14 protein-coding genes are annotated in these 16711 nt (G+C 64.9%); 6 read left to right on the top strand and 8 right to left on the bottom strand.

Features of this window, described 5'->3' with window-relative positions; genetic code table 11:
* The first annotated feature begins 6 nt into the window (after positions 1-6).
* Positions 7-1443, top strand: coding sequence for an MBOAT family O-acyltransferase (locus tag XH98_RS19425; RefSeq protein ID WP_271619602.1), 1437 nt, complete (start codon positions 7-9; stop codon positions 1441-1443).
* Positions 1443-2546, top strand: a complete 1104-nt coding sequence (locus XH98_RS19420; RefSeq protein WP_271619601.1) for a hypothetical protein — start codon at positions 1443-1445, stop codon at positions 2544-2546. Before XH98_RS19425 ends, XH98_RS19420 begins: the two co-directional genes overlap by 1 nt.
* Positions 2547-2567: 21 nt before the next feature.
* Here the strand turns inward: XH98_RS19420 and XH98_RS19415 are convergent, their stop codons facing one another.
* The 3 genes from XH98_RS19415 to XH98_RS19405 all read right to left on the bottom strand — a co-directional run bounded on the left by XH98_RS19415 (position 2568) and on the right by XH98_RS19405 (position 6611).
* Positions 2568-3755: a pyridoxal-phosphate-dependent aminotransferase family protein gene (locus XH98_RS19415; RefSeq protein ID WP_271619600.1), complete on the bottom strand. Its 1188-nt coding sequence runs from the start codon at positions 3753-3755 to the stop codon at positions 2568-2570.
* A 164-nt stretch (positions 3756-3919) separates the two neighbouring features.
* The gene (locus tag XH98_RS19410) at positions 3920-4657 is read right to left on the bottom strand and encodes a thermonuclease family protein (protein ID WP_271598203.1); all 738 of its coding nucleotides are present in this window, start codon (positions 4655-4657) and stop codon (positions 3920-3922) included.
* Positions 4658-4883: 226 nt separating this feature from the next.
* Complete coding sequence (locus XH98_RS19405; RefSeq protein WP_271619599.1) at positions 4884-6611, bottom strand: hypothetical protein; 1728 nt, start codon at positions 6609-6611, stop codon at positions 4884-4886.
* Positions 6612-7019: 408 nt separating this feature from the next.
* On the opposite strand from XH98_RS19405, the gene XH98_RS19400 reads away from it, so the two are divergent.
* On the top strand, positions 7020-7862 hold the full coding sequence (locus tag XH98_RS19400) for a caspase family protein (RefSeq protein WP_271619598.1): 843 nt from the start codon (positions 7020-7022) through the stop codon (positions 7860-7862).
* 242 nt (positions 7863-8104) lie between these two features.
* On the opposite strand, the gene XH98_RS19395 is transcribed toward XH98_RS19400, so the two are convergent.
* From XH98_RS19395 to XH98_RS19385, 3 genes are all read right to left on the bottom strand, one after another.
* Positions 8105-8995 (bottom strand): efflux RND transporter periplasmic adaptor subunit, encoded by an 891-nt coding sequence (locus XH98_RS19395; RefSeq protein ID WP_271619597.1) that lies wholly within the window; start codon positions 8993-8995, stop codon positions 8105-8107.
* Between the two features lie 361 nt (positions 8996-9356).
* Positions 9357-10463 carry a lactonase family protein gene (locus XH98_RS19390; RefSeq protein ID WP_442868609.1) on the bottom strand — a complete coding sequence of 369 codons (1107 nt, stop codon included), beginning with the start codon at positions 10461-10463 and terminating at the stop codon, positions 9357-9359.
* Between the two features lie 157 nt (positions 10464-10620).
* Positions 10621-10758: a hypothetical protein gene (locus XH98_RS19385; RefSeq protein ID WP_271598198.1), complete on the bottom strand. Its 138-nt coding sequence runs from the start codon at positions 10756-10758 to the stop codon at positions 10621-10623.
* A gap of 131 nt (positions 10759-10889) precedes the next feature.
* On the opposite strand from XH98_RS19385, the gene XH98_RS19380 reads away from it, so the two are divergent.
* From XH98_RS19380 to XH98_RS19370, 3 genes are all read left to right on the top strand, one after another.
* A complete protein-coding gene (locus XH98_RS19380) occupies positions 10890-11081 on the top strand; it encodes a hypothetical protein (RefSeq protein ID WP_271598197.1) in 192 nt (63 codons plus the stop codon).
* Between the two features lie 401 nt (positions 11082-11482).
* On the top strand, positions 11483-13582 hold the full coding sequence (locus tag XH98_RS19375) for a methyl-accepting chemotaxis protein (protein WP_271619595.1): 2100 nt from the start codon (positions 11483-11485) through the stop codon (positions 13580-13582).
* 108 nt (positions 13583-13690) lie between these two features.
* Positions 13691-14476 carry a L,D-transpeptidase gene (locus XH98_RS19370; protein WP_271619594.1) on the top strand — a complete coding sequence of 262 codons (786 nt, stop codon included), beginning with the start codon at positions 13691-13693 and terminating at the stop codon, positions 14474-14476.
* Positions 14477-14501: 25 nt separating this feature from the next.
* Here the strand turns inward: XH98_RS19370 and XH98_RS19365 are convergent, their stop codons facing one another.
* The gene (locus XH98_RS19365; RefSeq protein WP_271619593.1) at positions 14502-16199 is read right to left on the bottom strand and encodes a GMC family oxidoreductase; all 1698 of its coding nucleotides are present in this window, start codon (positions 16197-16199) and stop codon (positions 14502-14504) included.
* Positions 16200-16309: 110 nt separating this feature from the next.
* Entirely contained in the window at positions 16310-16567 is a 258-nt protein-coding gene (locus XH98_RS19360; protein WP_271619592.1) for a hypothetical protein, read from the bottom strand.
* Positions 16568-16711: the final 144 nt, after the last annotated feature.

Raw genomic sequence — 16711 nt, 5'->3', positions numbered from 1 at the left:
AGCCTGATGCTCTTCAATTCCTATCCGTTCATCCTGCTGTTCCTGCCCGTCGCGCTGGCCGGTTATTTCCGGCTGGGGCGGCGCAGCAATCTTGCGCCGGTGATCTGGCTGGCGCTGGCCTCGCTCGCCTTCTATGCCATCGGCAACTGGCAGTTCGTGGCCCTGTTGCTGCTCTCGATCGCCTTCAACTACGGCATTGGCCATCTCCTCATCGTGGCGAAGCTCGGCCCCTCGCAACGAAAGGCCGCGCTCGCTCTCGGCGTTGCCGGCGATCTCCTCGTGCTCGGCATCTTCAAATATGCCGGCTTCGCGACCGAGAACGTCAACGCACTGCTCGGCACGCATTTTGCGGTCCACATCCTGCTGCCCGTCGGCATCTCCTTCTACACGTTCACGCAGATTGCGTTCCTCGTGGACGCCTATCGTGGCCAGGTCGCGGCCTGCGCGCTGCCGCATTACGCGTTGTTCGTAACCTACTTTCCGCATCTGATCGCGGGGCCGATCCTCCACCACAAGGACATGATCCCGCAATTCGAGCGGAAGGAGACCAAGCATCCCGACGCGCATCTGATCCTGTGCGGCATCATCGTCTTCGCGATCGGCCTGTTCAAGAAGACCTGCCTTGCCGACGGCATCCAGCCGCTGGTCGCACTCGCCTTCGAGGCGCGCTCGCCGAGCTTTGACCAGGCCTGGCTTGGCGCGCTCGCTTACACCTTCCAGCTCTATTTCGACTTCTCCGGCTATTCCGACATGGCGATCGGCATCTCGCTGATGTTCGGCATCTTCCTGCCGGTGAATTTCAACTCGCCTTACAAGGCCACCAGCATCGTCGAGTTCTGGCGTCGCTGGCACATGACGCTGTCGCAATTCCTGCGCGACTACCTCTACATCCCGCTCGGGGGCAACCGGCGCGGCCCTCTGCTGCGCTACGTCAACCTGATGATCACGATGTTGCTCGGCGGCCTCTGGCACGGTGCGGCCTGGACCTTCGTGGCGTGGGGCGCGCTGCACGGCGCTTATCTCTGCGTCAATCACGCCTTCAATGCGCTGGTGCCAGGCATCCCGTCGGCCCTTGCGCGCCCGGCCCGCATGGCCGGCGCCGTGCTGACGTTCCTGGCCGTCGTCATCGCCTGGGTGTTCTTCCGCGCCGTGAGCATCGACTGGGCGCTGCGCGTGCTCCGCGCCATGGCCGATCCTTCGAATATCGTCTTCGGCCGCGAAGAGGTCGCCGCAATGGTGCTGATTGCCATCTATGCCGCTCTGGTCTGGCTGGCGCCGAACACGCAAGCCATCATGGGCTATGATCACGGCAATCGTCGGGTGGGCGAGGCGTTGCGGGCAGGGCGCGTGCGGCCGCTGCTGCTCTACGGTGCATCGCTGGTGCTCGCCTTCGGCATTCTGGGCATCCAGAGCCACAGCGAATTCATCTATTTCCGGTTCTGATGCGCTGGGCCTTCACACATTTACGGCGTCTTCTGCTCGCGAGCGTCGCCTGCGTGCTGGGCGCGGCATTGCTCACCTTTCTCGTCGATCCCCTGCAACTGTTCCGCCCCTCGCAGCTGGCCTTCTACTCCGACGACACGCGCGTGCAGAACGCCGGGCTGATCCGCAGCCAGGCGTTCGACACCGCCTTCATCGGCACCTCGCTCGCCATCCATTTCCGCCAGAGCGATATCGATCGCGCGCTTGGCGTGCATTCGCTGAAGCTGGCGATGACCGGATCCAATTCGCGCCAGCAAAGCTTCGTGCTGGACCAGGCGATCGCCCGCGGTGCCAAGCGCGTGATCTGGGAGATGGATGATTTCATCTTCGTCGATGCCGCCGACATCGAGGCCGATCCTTATCTCCCCGTCGATCTCTACCGCAGCACGACGAAAGGCATCGCGTCCTATCTGTTCAGCGCTGCGATGGCGAAGGAATCCCTGTTCACGCTGTTGCGATCGATGCCGCCGTTGAAGCAGCCGCTGACACAGGCGGCGCCTTATCTGCCGGTCAAGTTCGCGCTGCCTGATGTCGACGACATCTATGCCCTGCCGCGGGATGTCGACGTCGCACGTGACTACAACGCGAACAGGGCGCTTGCCGCCTTCGCTTACATCACGAGTCCCGTGCGCAGCCGTTTCCTCGGCGAGGGCTATGGCTATGAGGCCATGATCAGGCATTTCGAGCAGGATGCCGTGGGCCTGATCACGCGTCATCCCGACGTGACGTTTGACGTCTATTTCCCGCCATACTCCATCCTGCAATTCGTCGCGATGCGCGACGCCTCGCCCGGGACGTTGAAGATCGTCATGGATCTCACCGCGGTGATCGCGCAGCGCCTGACGCAGCTGCCCAATGCGCGCCTGCACGATTTCCGCGCGATCAAGGCGGTGACGCACGATTTGAGCAATTACGGCGACGTCATCCATCATTCGCCTGACGTGGATGCGAAGGTGTTGCAGTGGCTGGCGAGCGGGGAATATCGGGTGGACCCGAACAAGCCGCTTGCGTCGCTGCATGAGCTGAAGGCGCAGGTGGATGCGTATCGGCTGCCACAGCCGTAGCTCCGCCGGGACGACAGTGAATTACGCCCCCACCTGCTCGCCAAGATACGACACCGCAGCCTCGAGCCCGCCCTTGCCGTGCGGGATCTTCAGCGCATTCAACCCGACCTCGATGACCCCGAGCGTGCCGAGCAGCATCGGCGCGTTGACATGGCCCATATGGGCGATGCGGAAGGCCTGGCCGGAGAGGTCACCGATGCCGGTGCCGAGCACGACGCCGCACTTCTCCTTGCAATAGCGTTGCAGCACCGCGGGGTCGTGGCCGGTGGTCATGGTCACCGTCGTCACGGTGTTGGAACGCTCATGCGGTTCGGCAACATTGAAACCGAGCACCTGGCCTTCCGTCCATGCGCTGACCGCGCGGCGCGCGGCTTCGCCGAGCAAGGCGTGGCGACGGAAGGCGTTCTCCAGGCCTTCCTCGTGCAGCATGTCGATCGCCTTGCGCAGCGCGAACAGCAAATGCACCGGGGCGGTGCCGGCATATTTGCGGTAGTTCTCGGTGCCCTCGCGCTCGCTCCAGCTCCAATAGGGCGTGGACATGTTGGCCTTCTTGTGGACCTCCTGCGCACGGGCGTTGGCCGCGACGAAGCCGAGGCCGGGCGGCGTCATCAGGCCCTTCTGCGAGCCGGACATCGCGACATCGACGCCCCATTTGTCCATCTCGAACGGCATGCAGCCGAGCGAGGCCACGGTGTCGACCATGTACAGCGCCGGATGGCCGGCTGCCTTGATCGCCTTGCCGATCGCCTCGATGTCGTTCTGCACGCCGGAGGCGGTGTCGATCTGGACAACGACGACAGCCTTGATCTTGTGCTCGGTGTCGCGGCGCAGCCGCTCCTCGACCTCGTGCGGGCGCACCGCGCGGCGCCAGTCGCCCTTGAGCACCTCGACCTCGGCGCCCATCAGCGCTGCCGCGTTGCCCCAGCCGATGGCAAAGCGTCCGCTCTCCAGCACCAGCACCTTGTCGCCGCGCGACAGCACGTTGCTCAGCGCGGCTTCCCACGCGCCGTGACCGTTGGCGATGTAGATGTAGGACTTGCCCTTGGTTGCGAACAGACCAGAGATGTCGCGGAGCAGGCTTTCGGTCAGCTCGAGCATCTCCCTGGAGTAGATGTCGATCGCCGGACGATGCATCGCCTGCAGCACCGCGTCGGGCATCGTGGTGGGTCCGGGGATGGCCAGAAATTCCCGGCCCGCGCGAACGGTCATTGCTATCTTCCTTGTGTCGTGAAGACTGTCTGGTGGGTCGCTGATTTGTTCTTCTACGCGGCTGGGCGCCTTGAGAAAAGTACGCAAAACGCAGGTCTGGGGCGGTTTTTTGTTGTGAGCATGGTCTTGCCGGAAAACCGCATCACACTTTTCCGGACCATGCTCTATCGTTTAGTCTCCCGGCAGCCGGCGGCCTCCGCCTCCTCGACCGAGCAGAACCAGCGGGTGCCCTTGCTGATCTTCATCTTGATCTGGGCGTACCAGCGGCTGGTGGGCTGATGGTAAATGCACTCGCCCGACGAATTGACGTTGCCCTTGATGGTGCAGTCAGGCGAGGGCGCGACCGGCCCGGAGGCCGAGGCGAGCAGCACCGCATGGGCGCCCTCGGGCGGCTTGGTGGCGCCCAGGATCGCAGTCTTCTTGTTGCGCACGCGCCAGTCCCAGGGCGCGATGAAGGCGCCCTGCCACATCCCGGCCTTGGCTTCACGCGCGGCCGCTTCGTCCGCCTCGTAGTCCTTGGAGACGCGGACATAGGCCAGCGCCCAGCCGTTGCGCACCAGCCATTTCTGGATGTCCTCGCCGCCGACCTCGCAGCGCGCCACGGTGCGGCCGCGCCGGTCGATCGAGCGGGCATGGCAGACCCAGGTCTTGCCCTCGGCGTATTTGGCGAGCTCGTCGCGCGCGGCGACGCCGCAAGTCCAGCGCTCGCTCTTGGTGTTGAGGCAGAGCTGGTCCGCTGAGGGCGCGTCGATGCCGCCGAGCCGGATCCGCGTGGTGCCGATCACGACGGAATCGCCATCGCGAACCTTGGCGGTGCCGGTGATGTCGGCGGCCAGCGCCAGTGAAGGCAAGCCGAGCAAAGACAGCGCAATCAGGAATTTTCGCAACGGGCCGGTCCGCATTGTCTCAAGAACACCTTGATAAGCCGCGCAATTGTGGTCGGCTTTGGGCTACACGGCCAGCCTATGCCGAACAGCGAGGCTTTCAATTTCACGTCATTGCGAGGGAGGTCTCGTAGGGTGGGCAAAGCGAAGCGTGCCCGCCATAAGCAGATGGTGGGCGCGGCGCGAAGTGCGCGCCTTTGCCCACCCTACGAGACCGGTGCCCGCGGCACGCGTGCGACCAATCTCACCCCCGCGCCATCGCTCGCTTCGCCACGGCCAACCCCATCAGCACAAACGCCGACGTCACCTCCGGCCCCCCGACCAGAATCCGCGTCGGGGTCTTCATCTTGTTCCATTCATAGGCGCGGAACGGGCCGCGGCGGCCGCCCTCGCCGACGGCGTTGACGATCACGTTCAGCGCCGGCGCGAAGGCGCGCGGATCGGCACCGAGATGGCCGAGCGCGATCAGCGCCAGCGCGGCGTCGAACACGTTCATCTCCGCGGCCATCAGCTCGCCCTTGACGTAGGAGAGCACGCGATGGCGGATGAAGTCGAAATCGCCGGCGGGATCGATTGCGGCCTGCGCTGCCAACGGCAACGCCAGGAAGGCCGCATAGCAGCGGCCGAAATAGGCGCTGTAGAGTTCCGGCAGATAATAGATGTGCGAGCGCGGATTGGAAAAGGCGCCGCTCGCAGCCAGGCGCTTCTGGAAACCGATGATGCGATGCACGGTCGCGAGCCGCGCCGGCGTCTCCAGAATCTTCCAGCGTTTGAGGTTGCGGAAGCTCACCTCGAGAATGTCGAGATTGAGCGTCGGATCGAGATCGTTGCCGTAGGGACGCTCGCCTTTGAGATTGTCGATCCAGGTGGCAACGCCGCCTTCGTAGTCGATGTTATCGTTGAGCGGCACCGTCACGCGCGGCTCGTTGACGCCCGTATGCACCTGGTAGGTGGCGTAAAAATCCAGGAGCGGCTGGTCGATGATCGCATCAAGGCAGCCGGCCTGCGTCGCTGCCGAGATCGAGCACGCCGTGGTGTCGCAGTCGGGCACATAGACGCCGAAGCCGAGGTCCTGCTTGATCTGGGCGAAATAGCGCGAGAAGCGCGGATGCGGCGCCGGTGCCAGCGCGGTGATGACGTTGAAGCGCGCGCCGCCTGCCCCCTCGACTTCCTCGCGGCTGATATTGACGCAGAAATCGACCATGTCGGCGATGGCGCGCTCGGCCGCGATCTTCTCCGCCGGTGCGGCGAGCCCGCTCTCGACATAGCTGAGCAGCGCCTCGATGAAGAACGCATCGTAATAGGCCGAGCGGTGGCGGATCTGCACCGGCTCCCACATCGGCTCGGCGACCCCTCGCCAGGGCGGATTGACCACGGCGCGCGCGGGCGAGCGCGCGATGAAGACGCGGGCGAGGTTGAACAGCAGCGAGGAGTTCTTGTAGCCGCGCGCATTCAATCCTGACAGCGCCATGATCAGCTCGCGCCCGCGAAAGTCGGGATCGCCGATCAGGTTGAAGGCGGCATAGGTCGGCAGGAAACCGTTGTTGCGGTAAGAGCCGAGCAGATGCTGGGCGCAATCGCGGATGATGCCGTCGATCTGTGCCGGGGCAGGCATCGCGCCGACGAACGCGGCCGGCGGCGGTTGGGGATGGTCGAGCGCGATGGTGTCGACGAGCTCGGCGATGGGCGCGCCGACCGCCGTCCAGTCGGGCTCGGTATCGTCGCGGGCGCGGACCAGAGCCTCGCGCAACCGGGCGAGCTTCGCCTCGCCGCGCAGCTCGGGGAGGCCGGCACGGCGCAGCAGCAGGCGCAGCGCGGGATTGCCGAGCGCAGTCTTGTAGAATTTTGCCAGATGCGGATCGCCCCTGGCAGGACCCGACAATACGGGATCGCAGACGTCGTAAAGCGAGGGGCCGTCCTTGCGGGCTGTCAGCGCCCGGCACGCGGCACCTGCGAAATAATGAAAGCTCATGAAATACCTGGTCGCGGGGGACTTATCCGGAGGCAGGCCTGCGACCCGCCCCCGCAAGTCGTTGAAAAAGCTACCCGGATTCGCAGGAAATACAAATGTGATCAGCGTCACGAAAAAGGCGGCACGGGAGCTGCATGATCAGTCCCCGGAAGGGTACGGGGGAACCAAAAGGCGGGAATCTCGTTAGAGAAATCAGCCAATATTTTCAGCGGCTTAGGTCAAATTTGGGATGATCTATTGCCGGGCTGGCGATCTCGGGTTAAGGGTTTGTTTGGTGCGGCGCCGCAAATTGCGCGCAATTCGGGGGCACTCCCCCGGCCAATCCCTCAAACCTAAAGACGCCATCGCGCTACTCAAACAGTGTGCGCGCGCTTGGCAGGTCTTTGGCACTGACAGGAATGAAGCGAGATGAACCTTAGGCAGCTCGACATTTCCAGACGCTCGATTGCGTTCGCCGCGGCGCTGATCGGCACCGTGTCGCTGGCGATCGGCGCCCATGCTGCCCTCAACATGCGTGCGCTCGACGCAGCCAAGGCCGTTTCGACCGAGGTCACCGGCTCGGTCGGCCAGACCTCGCGTCTCGCGCTCGTCATCGGCAATGGTCATTACCCAGACGCCAGCGCGCCGCTGACGCAGTCGATCAACGACGCGCGCGCGCTCTCCTCCAGTCTGCGCAAGAACGGTTTCGACGTCGACATGGTGGAAGACGCCAGCAAGGACGACATGGTCCGCGCCGTCAATCGCCTGAAGTCCCGGATCAAGCGCGACACCACCGTCATGCTGTTCTTCGGCGGCTATGGCGTGCAGGCCGGCCGCGAAAGCTACATGCTGCCTGTCGATGCCGTGATCTGGAAGGAAAGCGACGTCCGCCGCCAGGGCATCTCGATCGAGGGCGTGCTCGAGATGATGAAGGAGCAGGGTGCCAAGGCCAAGCTCGTCGTCGTCGATGCCTCGCGCCGTAACCCTTACGAGCGTCGCTTCCGGTCCTACTCGCACGGTCTCGCGCCGATCGGCACGCCCGACAATGCGCTGATCCTGACTTCGGCCTCGCCTGGCAAGGTCGCCGACGACGGCAAGGGCGAGCACTCGACGCTGGTCAGCGAGCTGCTCAACAACCTCAATGCGGGCACCGCCGAAAGCGTCTTCAACAAGACCCGCGTCGCCATCTCCCGCGCTTCCGAAGGCGACCAGGTCCCGACCGTGTCATCCTCGCTGCTCGAGGACGTGCATTTCGACCAGGCCGGCGGTTAGTTTTTCTCCGCTCTCGTAGGGTGGGCAAAGGCGCAACACGCCGTGCCCACCATCTCTCCGATATTTCGCGAGAAAGACGTGGGCACGCTCCGCTTTGCCCACCCTACGACATGCGTGTGTGACGCACGTCTGCCTCTCCACCGTCATTGCGAGGAGCTCTTGCGACGAAGCAATCCAGGATCTTTCCGCGGAGAGATTCCGGATTGCTTCGCTACGCTCGCAATGACGGATGACGCGCGCCCCTACTTCGCCGCCTCGCGCGCCATCACCGGCCGCACCGGATCGCCTTCGCGCAGAAGCGCGCCGGCGCGGGCGACGACGATGTCGCCTTCGACGAGGCCGTCGCGGACCTCGATATTGCCGCCCGACATCAATCCGATCTCGACGCGCTTGGTCTCGACGCGGTTGCGGCGGATCACCTGCACCACGGTGCCGGCGGATGAATATTGCACCGCTGTGAGCGGTACCGCGACATTGCAGCTCTGACCGGTCTTGATCAGCGCGCGGCCGCTCGCATTCAGCAGCAGCCGCTTCTGCGGGGAAGAGATGCCGATATAGACCATGCCCTGCTGGATGTTCGGCTCGACGGTCGGACCGATGCGGCGCACCTTGCCGTCGATATCGCCGGCGCCGGCAATGCGCACGGTGACAGGCTGACTGACCGCGAGCTTGCGCATGTCGGTGGTCGCGACCAGGCCGACGAGATCGTATTCGCTGCGCGCCACGATCGTGAACAGCGCCTCGCCCTTGGCCGAGGCGAGGTTGCCGATCTGTGCGGTCGAGGTGGCGATCACGCCGGCCACGGGCGCGGTGACCTGGAGCGTGCCGCCTTCGGGCAGCGCCAGCCGCGCCATCACCTGGCCGGCCGTCGTGGTGTCGCCGGCCTCGGCCAGCACCTCCGTCACCTTCAGCCCCGGACGCTCGGGCCGCACCGAGGTCTCCTCGCGCGCGATGATCGTGCCGGTGGCCTCGACGATGTCGGAGAAACAGGATTTGGCCGCCTTCAACACCGTGACCGCCGGCCCCTTGGGCGCGTCGTCATCGGCCGCGCGCACGGGCTGGACAGAAATCAGCGCCAGGCCGGCAAGGGCAATGAAGGTCTGGGACAGGGAACGCGCAGGCAATGAACGCATCGGTCATTCCGGTTGGCCGCAAGGAGGCTTGCATCGATAGCAGAAGCGGCAGCACTGGGCCATGGGCTGACCGGGTGAGAATTGCCGCAGCGCAGGCGGCGCAATGCCGCCCGTTGAATTGGTCGCTGCAAGAGCGAAGAGGTTCGCTGTCTGCGCCCCCTCTCCCGCTTGCTGGAGAGGGCTGGGGAGAGGGTGTCACCACGAAGGGACAATCCCCAAGAGGAAAGAACCCTCACCCGCCACGCTCTGCGAGCGTGCATAGCCGAGGCTACGCCTCGGCGTCCTTTAAGGACGGCCGCCGAAGGCGGCCTATGCTCTCCCGCAGGCGGGAGAGGCGGAGCAAGCCCGCGGACCTCACGCTTCACTGCAACGTCAAAAACTCCACCCAGTTCGGCTTCTTGCCGGTGGCATAGGACTTCAGCTTGCCGAGCGCGCCGCTGCTCTGATCGATGGCGTAGACCGTCATGGCGTCGGAGAGTTCGCCAACCGCGGCGAGGTAGCGGCCGGTCGGATCGATGTTGAAGCCGCGCGGCTGCTTCTCGGTCGGCACGCTGCCGACGGTGGTCAGCTTGCCCGATGTCGCATCGACCTTGTAGGCGGTCAGCGTGTTGGTGGTGCGCTCGGAGGCATAGAGGAAGCGACCGTCCGGGGTGATGTGGATGTCGGCGGCCCAAGGTTTCTGACCAGAGTCTTTTCCGTTGAAGCCTTCCGGCAGCGCGGTGGTGCGCTGGATCTCGCTCCAGGCCCCGCTCCCTGCCTCATAGCTGTACGCCGCGACGTCGCCGTTCAGCTCGTGGATGAGATAGACGAACTTGCCATCGGGGTGGAACACGAAGTGCCGCGGCCCGGATTTCTCCGGCGTCTTGACAGCAGGCTCGCTCGGCGTCAGCGAGCCGGCGCTGGCATCGAACGCAAAGCGCAGCACCTGGTCCGAACCGAGATTGGTTGCGAACACAAAACGGTTGTCGGGCGAGGGCAGGAAGGCGTGTGCGTTCAGCCCGGTCGGGATCACTTGCTTCGGCTCGGCGACGACGCCGTTCGCAGGAAGCGGATTCAACGCGACCTTGTTGCCGCCATAGGAGGCGCTGAACAGCACCTTGCCGCCGCGGTCGGTCGCGATGTTGGCCATGCTGTCGGCGAGCGGCCCGTTGCCGATATGGTTGAGGAGGCCGGTCTTCGGGTCGATCGCAAAGCTCACCGCCTGGAACGGCTGCGAACGGACGCCGGCGATCAGCACGCGGTGGTCAGGCGTGATCGCGAGCGGCGTCGAGGCGCCGGGCTTTTCGATGCCGGTGAAGGCGGCGGTCTCTACCAGCGTCATCTCGCCGTTGTCGGCGAGCTTGAACACGCTGATGTCGTTGCTGTCGGCATTGCCGACATAGGCGAAGGTTTCGGCCATGCCGGCACGGGCTCCCAAGACGAGGGCAAGAGCGGTGAAAAGGGTGGTCGCGATCGCAGCGCGCGGCAGTTTCGATGTGACTTGGCGTCCCGGTCCGATCAAGGGCGTCCTCCTGCCGATGTGGCGTTATCGTTTTGCGGCAGAGGATAGCGGCTGGCATTCCCTTGCACCAAAATCCAGATGGGATCGATCGATGCCGAAATTGCATCGTTTCCTTGGCTCGCCGCTAGCGCACCGCCGCCGTCAGGTCGTGCGAGTGCAGATGCGGGGCGGCCGCATGGTCGGGCGGTCCGAGCACGGTCCACACGGCGACCGCCACTATGGTGGAGGTGAGGATGGTCCAGGCGACGAGTTGCTTCCGCATCAGGCCAAATCCGTCGGTCGAGACATCGGTGCGCTCTGGCCATTCTGCACCGCAAAAAGCGATGCGGCTGTGAACTCGTTCACAGCGCAAATAGTGCGCGAACCATTGCCGGCGCTGTGCATTGACCCGGCATGCCCCGCGAAAACGACCTCGAAGGCAAGCCCGACATGGGCGGCAAGCACGGCGGCCAGGCCGGCCAGCCGAAGCCGCCGCCGCGCCCGCGCGAAGGCGCTCGCGATGAAGATGTCGTGGCAAAGCGCCACACCGGTCAAGCCGACCAAACCGGTCGTAAGGTCTCGCCGACCAACACATCAAAGCGCTAAGCTTTGCCTGCTATTGCTCAAGTCGCAGGCCCCGGCCACGCGATCGTCAGGGAACGGCAGCCCCTTCGCGCCGTTACCCCGGTCCTGCAGGCCGAGGACACAACGGAGGCTGGTAAAACGGAGGCTGGAAGTGTTTTGGATCTATTGGGACACCGCCTGGTCGCTGATCATCAGCGGTATCATGTTCACCACGATCGTGACCCACCCGGACGCCGAGTTCGCCGAGATCCGGGCCGGACGACAGTGACATTCCAGGCGAAAGCCTGAATAACGTCTGAAACATCCGTCCGCGCGGGTGCCATTCAACGCGTCTCGCGCGTGGGTAGGCTGGTGAACCAAATCTTAGGGGCCGCGCGGTATTTTTCTGCATCATTTTCTGATTCAGAGGCCCGGCGCTCCCTATGGCATTGTTCGGCAATCCTTCGATTCGTTCTGTTCTCGGCGCCATCATCGGTGTCCTCGGCCTATTCCTGGTCGGGCAGCTCGCAAGCGGGCTGTTCGGTGCGGTCGAGCGCAACAGCGCCGCGCAAAAGGTCGAGCGCTATGCCGGCACTGACCAGCAGCTCTTCACGGCTCTGCTCGGCTTCCGGATCGAGCGCGGCACCTTCCTGTCGGCGCTGGTTGCCGAAGAGCCGGCCAATTCCGCTGCCGATGACCGAATCGCGGCCAACCGGCAGACGTCGGAAGCGGCCTACAAGAGCGTGCTCGAACGCCTCGACGGCGTGTCCGATTCCCGCCTTGCCGGCCTCCTGGGCAAGCTCGTTGCGCTCCATGATGCCTTGATGCCGCTGCGGACCAAGGCCGAAGGCCTGATCCATCAGCCGAAGGCGGCGCGCGACACCAAGCTGGCCGACGAGTTCCGGAAAACGGCGGCGGACTATCTCGATGCCATCATCGCGCTGACCGTCGATCTCGAGAACGCGCTCAAGCTCACCGACCCCGTCGTCGATCATTTGCTGGGCGTCAAGCAGTCGGCCTGGGCCGCACGCAATTTCGGCGGCCTCATCGCGATCCGTCTCGAGGCCGCGGGGGCCGCCGCAAAGCCCTGGACCGCCCAAGACATCGTCGGGGCGGCCGAGGACGGCGGCCGTGCCAAGCAGGCCTGGAGCCAGGTGCAGGATGCGGCCGGCCGCGCTGACGCCCCGGCGAGCCTCACCGATGTCATTGCGCGTTCGAAGGCTGGCGATGCCGTTGCCATGGTCGAGCGCCAGCAGGGTCTCATCAAGGCGCTGAGCAACAACCAGACCATCGACATCAAGGGCGTCGAGCTTGCCAAGCTCAATACCGCCATCCTCAATTTCTATGTCGAGGCCGGCCAGGCGGCGCTTGCCGAAATGGTCGCCCGCGCCGGGCAGCAGAAGACGGCCGCGATATGGAGCCTCGCCTTCAACGGCGCCATGATGCTGGTGGCGCTCGCCATCACGGTGTTCGGCTTCATCCTGGTTCGGAGCCGCGTCTCGACGCCGATCCGCAAGCTGACGCAGGCGATGCAAAAGCTCGCCGAGCGCGACTATGAGATCGAGCTCGCAGGCATCGAGCGCGGCGACGAGATCGGCGAAATGTCGCGTGCCGTGTCGGTGTTCAGGGAGAACATGATCACGGGCGACCGCCTCGGCGAGGAAAAGGCGGCCGAGCAGGCCAAGAAGGAGCGGCGCCAGCTCGCCATCGACCGGCTGATCGAGCAGTTCGAAAAGACTGTCACGGAATCGCTGCACACGCTGGCCTCGGCCTCGGGCGAGCTGAATGCCACGGCGCAGTCGATGTCCTCGACCGCCGAGCAGGGCTCGTCCCAGGCCGCCTCCGTCGCGAGCCTGTCGGGCGATGCCTCCTCCAACGTGCAGACGGTGGCGGCGGCGACGGAAGAGCTGTCGGCTTCGATCAGCGAGATCAGCCGCCAGGTCGCCGAATCCTCCAGCATCGCGGGCGCCGCCGCCAGCGAAGCCGAGCGCACCAACACCGAGGTGCAGGCGCTGGCCGACGCCGCCCAGCGCATCGGCGATGTCGTCGCGCTGATCACGGGCATTGCCGAGCAGACCAATTTGCTCGCGCTCAACGCCACCATCGAGGCCGCGCGCGCCGGCGAGGCCGGCCGCGGCTTCGCGGTGGTCGCGTCCGAAGTGAAGAACCTGGCCACGCAGACCGCCAAGGCGACGGAAGAGATCACCGGCCAGGTCGCCGCGATCCAGGGCGCCACCAAATTGTCGGTGACCGCGATCCAGTCGATCGGCACCACCATCCAGCGCGTCAACGAGATCGCAGCCGCGATCGCGGCGGCAGTCGAGGAGCAGGGCGCCGCGACGCGCGAGATCGCGCGCAACGTGCAGCAGGCCTCGCAAGGCACCAACGAAGTCTCGCGGCATATCTCGGGCGTGTCGCAGGCGGCCGGGCAGACCGGTGCCGCCGCCGGCGAGGTGCTCGATTCCGCCAAGATGCTGGCGCGCCTGTCTGACGATCTCAAGCGCGACGTCGACCGCTTTGTCGGCGATCTCCGGGCGGCGTAGGTTCGTCGTTATCAGCCGTTAACGGTTCCAGTCCGAGGCGAAATCGCTTTGAAGTTTGTTAAATTTTGCTGGGTACCTCTCCCCTGGTAGCGTGATCCGGGGAGAGTCATGGGTAAACGGGCCAAGCGTGGAAAAGCGGAGACGATCGCACTCCCCATGGCCGCGCGAGTCGCAATCGGCGCCGTAGCTCTCGCTGCATTGGGCTATGGCTTGCTGTCCGGCCCGGAGAACGTTCAGCCGATACGGAAGCCGGCCGCGCACCAGGCTCTCGCGTCGTCGACGCCCGTCTATGTGGCAGCGCCAGCTCATGCACCCGCGCCGGCGCCGGCGCCGGCCCCGGCGCCCGCTCCCGTTCCGGTTCCGACCCCGGCGGCTCTGGTCGAACCGCCGAAAGCCGCTGACGGTCCCGGTGCACTCGTGCGGCAGGTGGTCGACTACGCCAGCCACCAGACGCCGGGCACTGTGATCGTCGATACCAAGAACACGTTCCTCTATTTCGTCCTGAACGACACCCAGGCCCTGCGCTACGGCATCGGTGTTGGCCGCGAAGGTTTCACCTGGTCCGGCGAGCAGACGGTGGCCCGGAAGACGGAATGGCCGGACTGGCGTCCGCCTGCAGAGATGCTGGTGCGTCAGCCTTATCTGCCGCGGTTCATGGCAGGCGGTCCCGGCAACCCGCTCGGCGCGCGGGCGATGTATCTCGGCGAGACCGAATTCAGAATCCACGGCACCAACAAGCCCGATACGATCGGCAAGCGGGTCTCGTCCGGCTGTATCCGGTTGACCAATGACGACGTCGTGGACCTCTATGAGCGGGTGAAAGTCGGAGCCAAAGTGATCGTGCTGCCGGCAGTCGCGCCGTCACCTGGACCGAAGGTCGCCGAGGTCCAGTAATTCGCGCCACTGTCCCCGCTGCGTATCACTGCATCATCGCCGCCGCGATCTTCTCCGCCGACATCAGCACCGGAAAATTGGTGTTGGCGCACGGCACCACCGGGAAGATCGAGGCGTCGACGACGCGCAGGCCCTGGATGCCCTTGACGCGGCCTTGCGTGTCCACCACCGCCATTGGATCGTCGGCCCGGCCCATGCGGCACGAGCAGGAGGCGTGCCACACGCCGATGGCGGCCTTGCGCACGAAAGCTTCCAGCGCCTCGTCATTGTTGATCACGTCATCGAAGGTGAAGCCCTCGACCACGAAATTGTCGATCAGATAGTGACGCAGCGCCGCCGGCCCATCCATCAGGGCCGCGGCGATCCTGGTCAGGATCTTGTTCTTGGTGTTGACCACGCCGATCTTGCGGACCCTGTCGGTGTAAGCGGCCGGAAACGGCTTGTCCGTCACCTGCCTGACGATATCGCTCATCTGAATGGCCGCCATCTTGCGGAAGCCGCTCATCAGGCGGTCGAGGTCGCGCCGGTCCGACAGGAGATTGAACTCGACGATCGGCTCGACCGTGGGATCGCGCGAGGCGAGCTTGACCTGCCCCGTCTCCGAATAGGTCTTGTTGACGAAGGTGAGCAGCGAGCCGATCTGCTCGCCGACCGCGTGCCAGGCCGATTTGGAGAGCACGATGACGAACATGTCGCCCTTCGGCACGCCCGGAAGCCCCGACGAATAGCGCAGGCCGAGCTGCACCTGCCGCCTGGTGTGCTCGTTCATGCGCGCGCCGCGGCGAACGAAGGACGACAGCGAGATCGAGGGATGGTCCATCAGGCGCTGGCCGACGCCGGCGAGCCCCATCCGCACCGGAATGCCCATGTCCTTGAGGTGGCCGACCGGGCCGATGCCCGCGCGCAACAGATGCGCGGGCGAATGGATCGCGCCCGCGGACAGAATGATCTCGCGGCCACGGAATTCCTGCTCGCGGCCATCGATCATGGCTTTCACGCCGACGCAGGCCGTGCCCTCGAACAGCAGCTCTCTGACCTCGGTGTTGGTGGAGATCGTGAGATTGGCGCGCTTGCGAGTGTCGCGGTCGAGATAGCCCATCGCCGCCGAGACGCGCTGCTCGGCCTCGTTGGAATGCGTCACCGGGAAATAGCCGTCGACGAACTCGCCGTTCTGGTCTGCCACATAGGGATGGCCGGCTTGATCGAAAGCATTGGCGACCGCTTGCGAATGCTTGGTCCAGTGCTCCCGGGGAATGCGGCGCACGGGAATCCGGCCGTTCTTGCCGTGATACGGCCCGTCGAAATCGAGGTCGCGCTCCACCTTCTTGAAGAAGGGCAGCACGTCGGCCCATGCCCAGCCCTCCGCGCCACGCCTCTGCCATTCGTCGTAGTCGGTCGGTGCGCCGCGATTGGCCATCTGGCCGTTGATCGACGAGCCGCCCCCGAGCACGCGCGCCTGCTCGTATTTGCGCATGGGCGGACGCGCTTCGTTGGGATTGTTGTGGCTGACGACCTGGGTCGTGACCTTGAGCTCGGTCCAGTGAAAGCGCGGGTCGAAATAGGCGGTGCCCGGATAGCTGTCCCTGATCTCGGCCGGCTCGTTGCCGGGTGGCGTGTCCTGTCCGGCTTCGCACAGCAGGACCTTGTTGGCACTCCCAGCGGAGAGCCGGTGGGCCAGCACGGACCCCGCCGAGCCGCCGCCCACGATAATATAGTCGTACACGATTGGCGTTTCCTCTTGCTCTTGAGACAAGAGGGTAGCGTGGAAATATCGCGAGGTCACGCCCCGGCCGATGCAGGCGGGGGCTGCGTCAAGACGCTATTGCAAAACCTCTATTGCAAGACCTTGGGCATCACGACGACGACATCGACCTGCTTGTTCAGCACGCGCGAGGCCACGGCGGCGATGAGCGGCGAGTAGCTGTCCTCGATGTCGGAGGCGACGTCCTCGTTCCTGGCGAAAGCGTAGAGCATCGTGCCCTCGATTTCGTCGAAGCGGATGCCCGCGAAGACGTGGTCGAACGCCTCGGCGCCGACAATGCCGGCCATCAGCGCCTGAATGGCGTGGTCCTGAACGCGTGTGAGCTTCATCATGCCGATGAGATATGGAAGCGCCGCGCGAATACAAGATGCGGTGAATCAGTCGCGGGCAGCCTGTAGGGCGGGCAAAGCATCCCGGCGCTCGCAGAGCGGCGCGCTTTGCCCAACCGAAAGCTGTCATTCCGGGGCGATGCG

The sequence above is a fragment of the Bradyrhizobium sp. CCBAU 51745 genome, assembly GCF_028128715.1.
GTDB lineage: Bacteria > Pseudomonadota > Alphaproteobacteria > Rhizobiales > Xanthobacteraceae > Bradyrhizobium > Bradyrhizobium manausense.
The sequence above is the reverse complement of the archived record's forward strand: the minus strand, read 5'-3'. Positions and strand labels throughout refer to the sequence as shown.

Coding starts and splice junctions, on each gene's coding strand:
- XH98_RS19425 (WP_271619602.1), top strand. CDS start 7: ATGCTCTTCAATTCCTATCCGTTCATCCTGCTGTTCCTGCCCGTCGCG.
- XH98_RS19420 (WP_271619601.1), top strand. CDS start 1,443: ATGCGCTGGGCCTTCACACATTTACGGCGTCTTCTGCTCGCGAGCGTC.
- XH98_RS19415 (WP_271619600.1), bottom strand. CDS start 3,755: ATGACCGTTCGCGCGGGCCGGGAATTTCTGGCCATCCCCGGACCCACC.
- XH98_RS19410 (WP_271598203.1), bottom strand. CDS start 4,657: ATGCGGACCGGCCCGTTGCGAAAATTCCTGATTGCGCTGTCTTTGCTC.
- XH98_RS19405 (WP_271619599.1), bottom strand. CDS start 6,611: ATGAGCTTTCATTATTTCGCAGGTGCCGCGTGCCGGGCGCTGACAGCC.
- XH98_RS19400 (WP_271619598.1), top strand. CDS start 7,020: ATGAACCTTAGGCAGCTCGACATTTCCAGACGCTCGATTGCGTTCGCC.
- XH98_RS19395 (WP_271619597.1), bottom strand. CDS start 8,995: ATGCGTTCATTGCCTGCGCGTTCCCTGTCCCAGACCTTCATTGCCCTT.
- XH98_RS19385 (WP_271598198.1), bottom strand. CDS start 10,758: ATGCGGAAGCAACTCGTCGCCTGGACCATCCTCACCTCCACCATAGTG.
- XH98_RS19380 (WP_271598197.1), top strand. CDS start 10,890: ATGCCCCGCGAAAACGACCTCGAAGGCAAGCCCGACATGGGCGGCAAG.
- XH98_RS19375 (WP_271619595.1), top strand. CDS start 11,483: ATGGCATTGTTCGGCAATCCTTCGATTCGTTCTGTTCTCGGCGCCATC.
- XH98_RS19370 (WP_271619594.1), top strand. CDS start 13,691: ATGGGTAAACGGGCCAAGCGTGGAAAAGCGGAGACGATCGCACTCCCC.
- XH98_RS19360 (WP_271619592.1), bottom strand. CDS start 16,567: ATGAAGCTCACACGCGTTCAGGACCACGCCATTCAGGCGCTGATGGCC.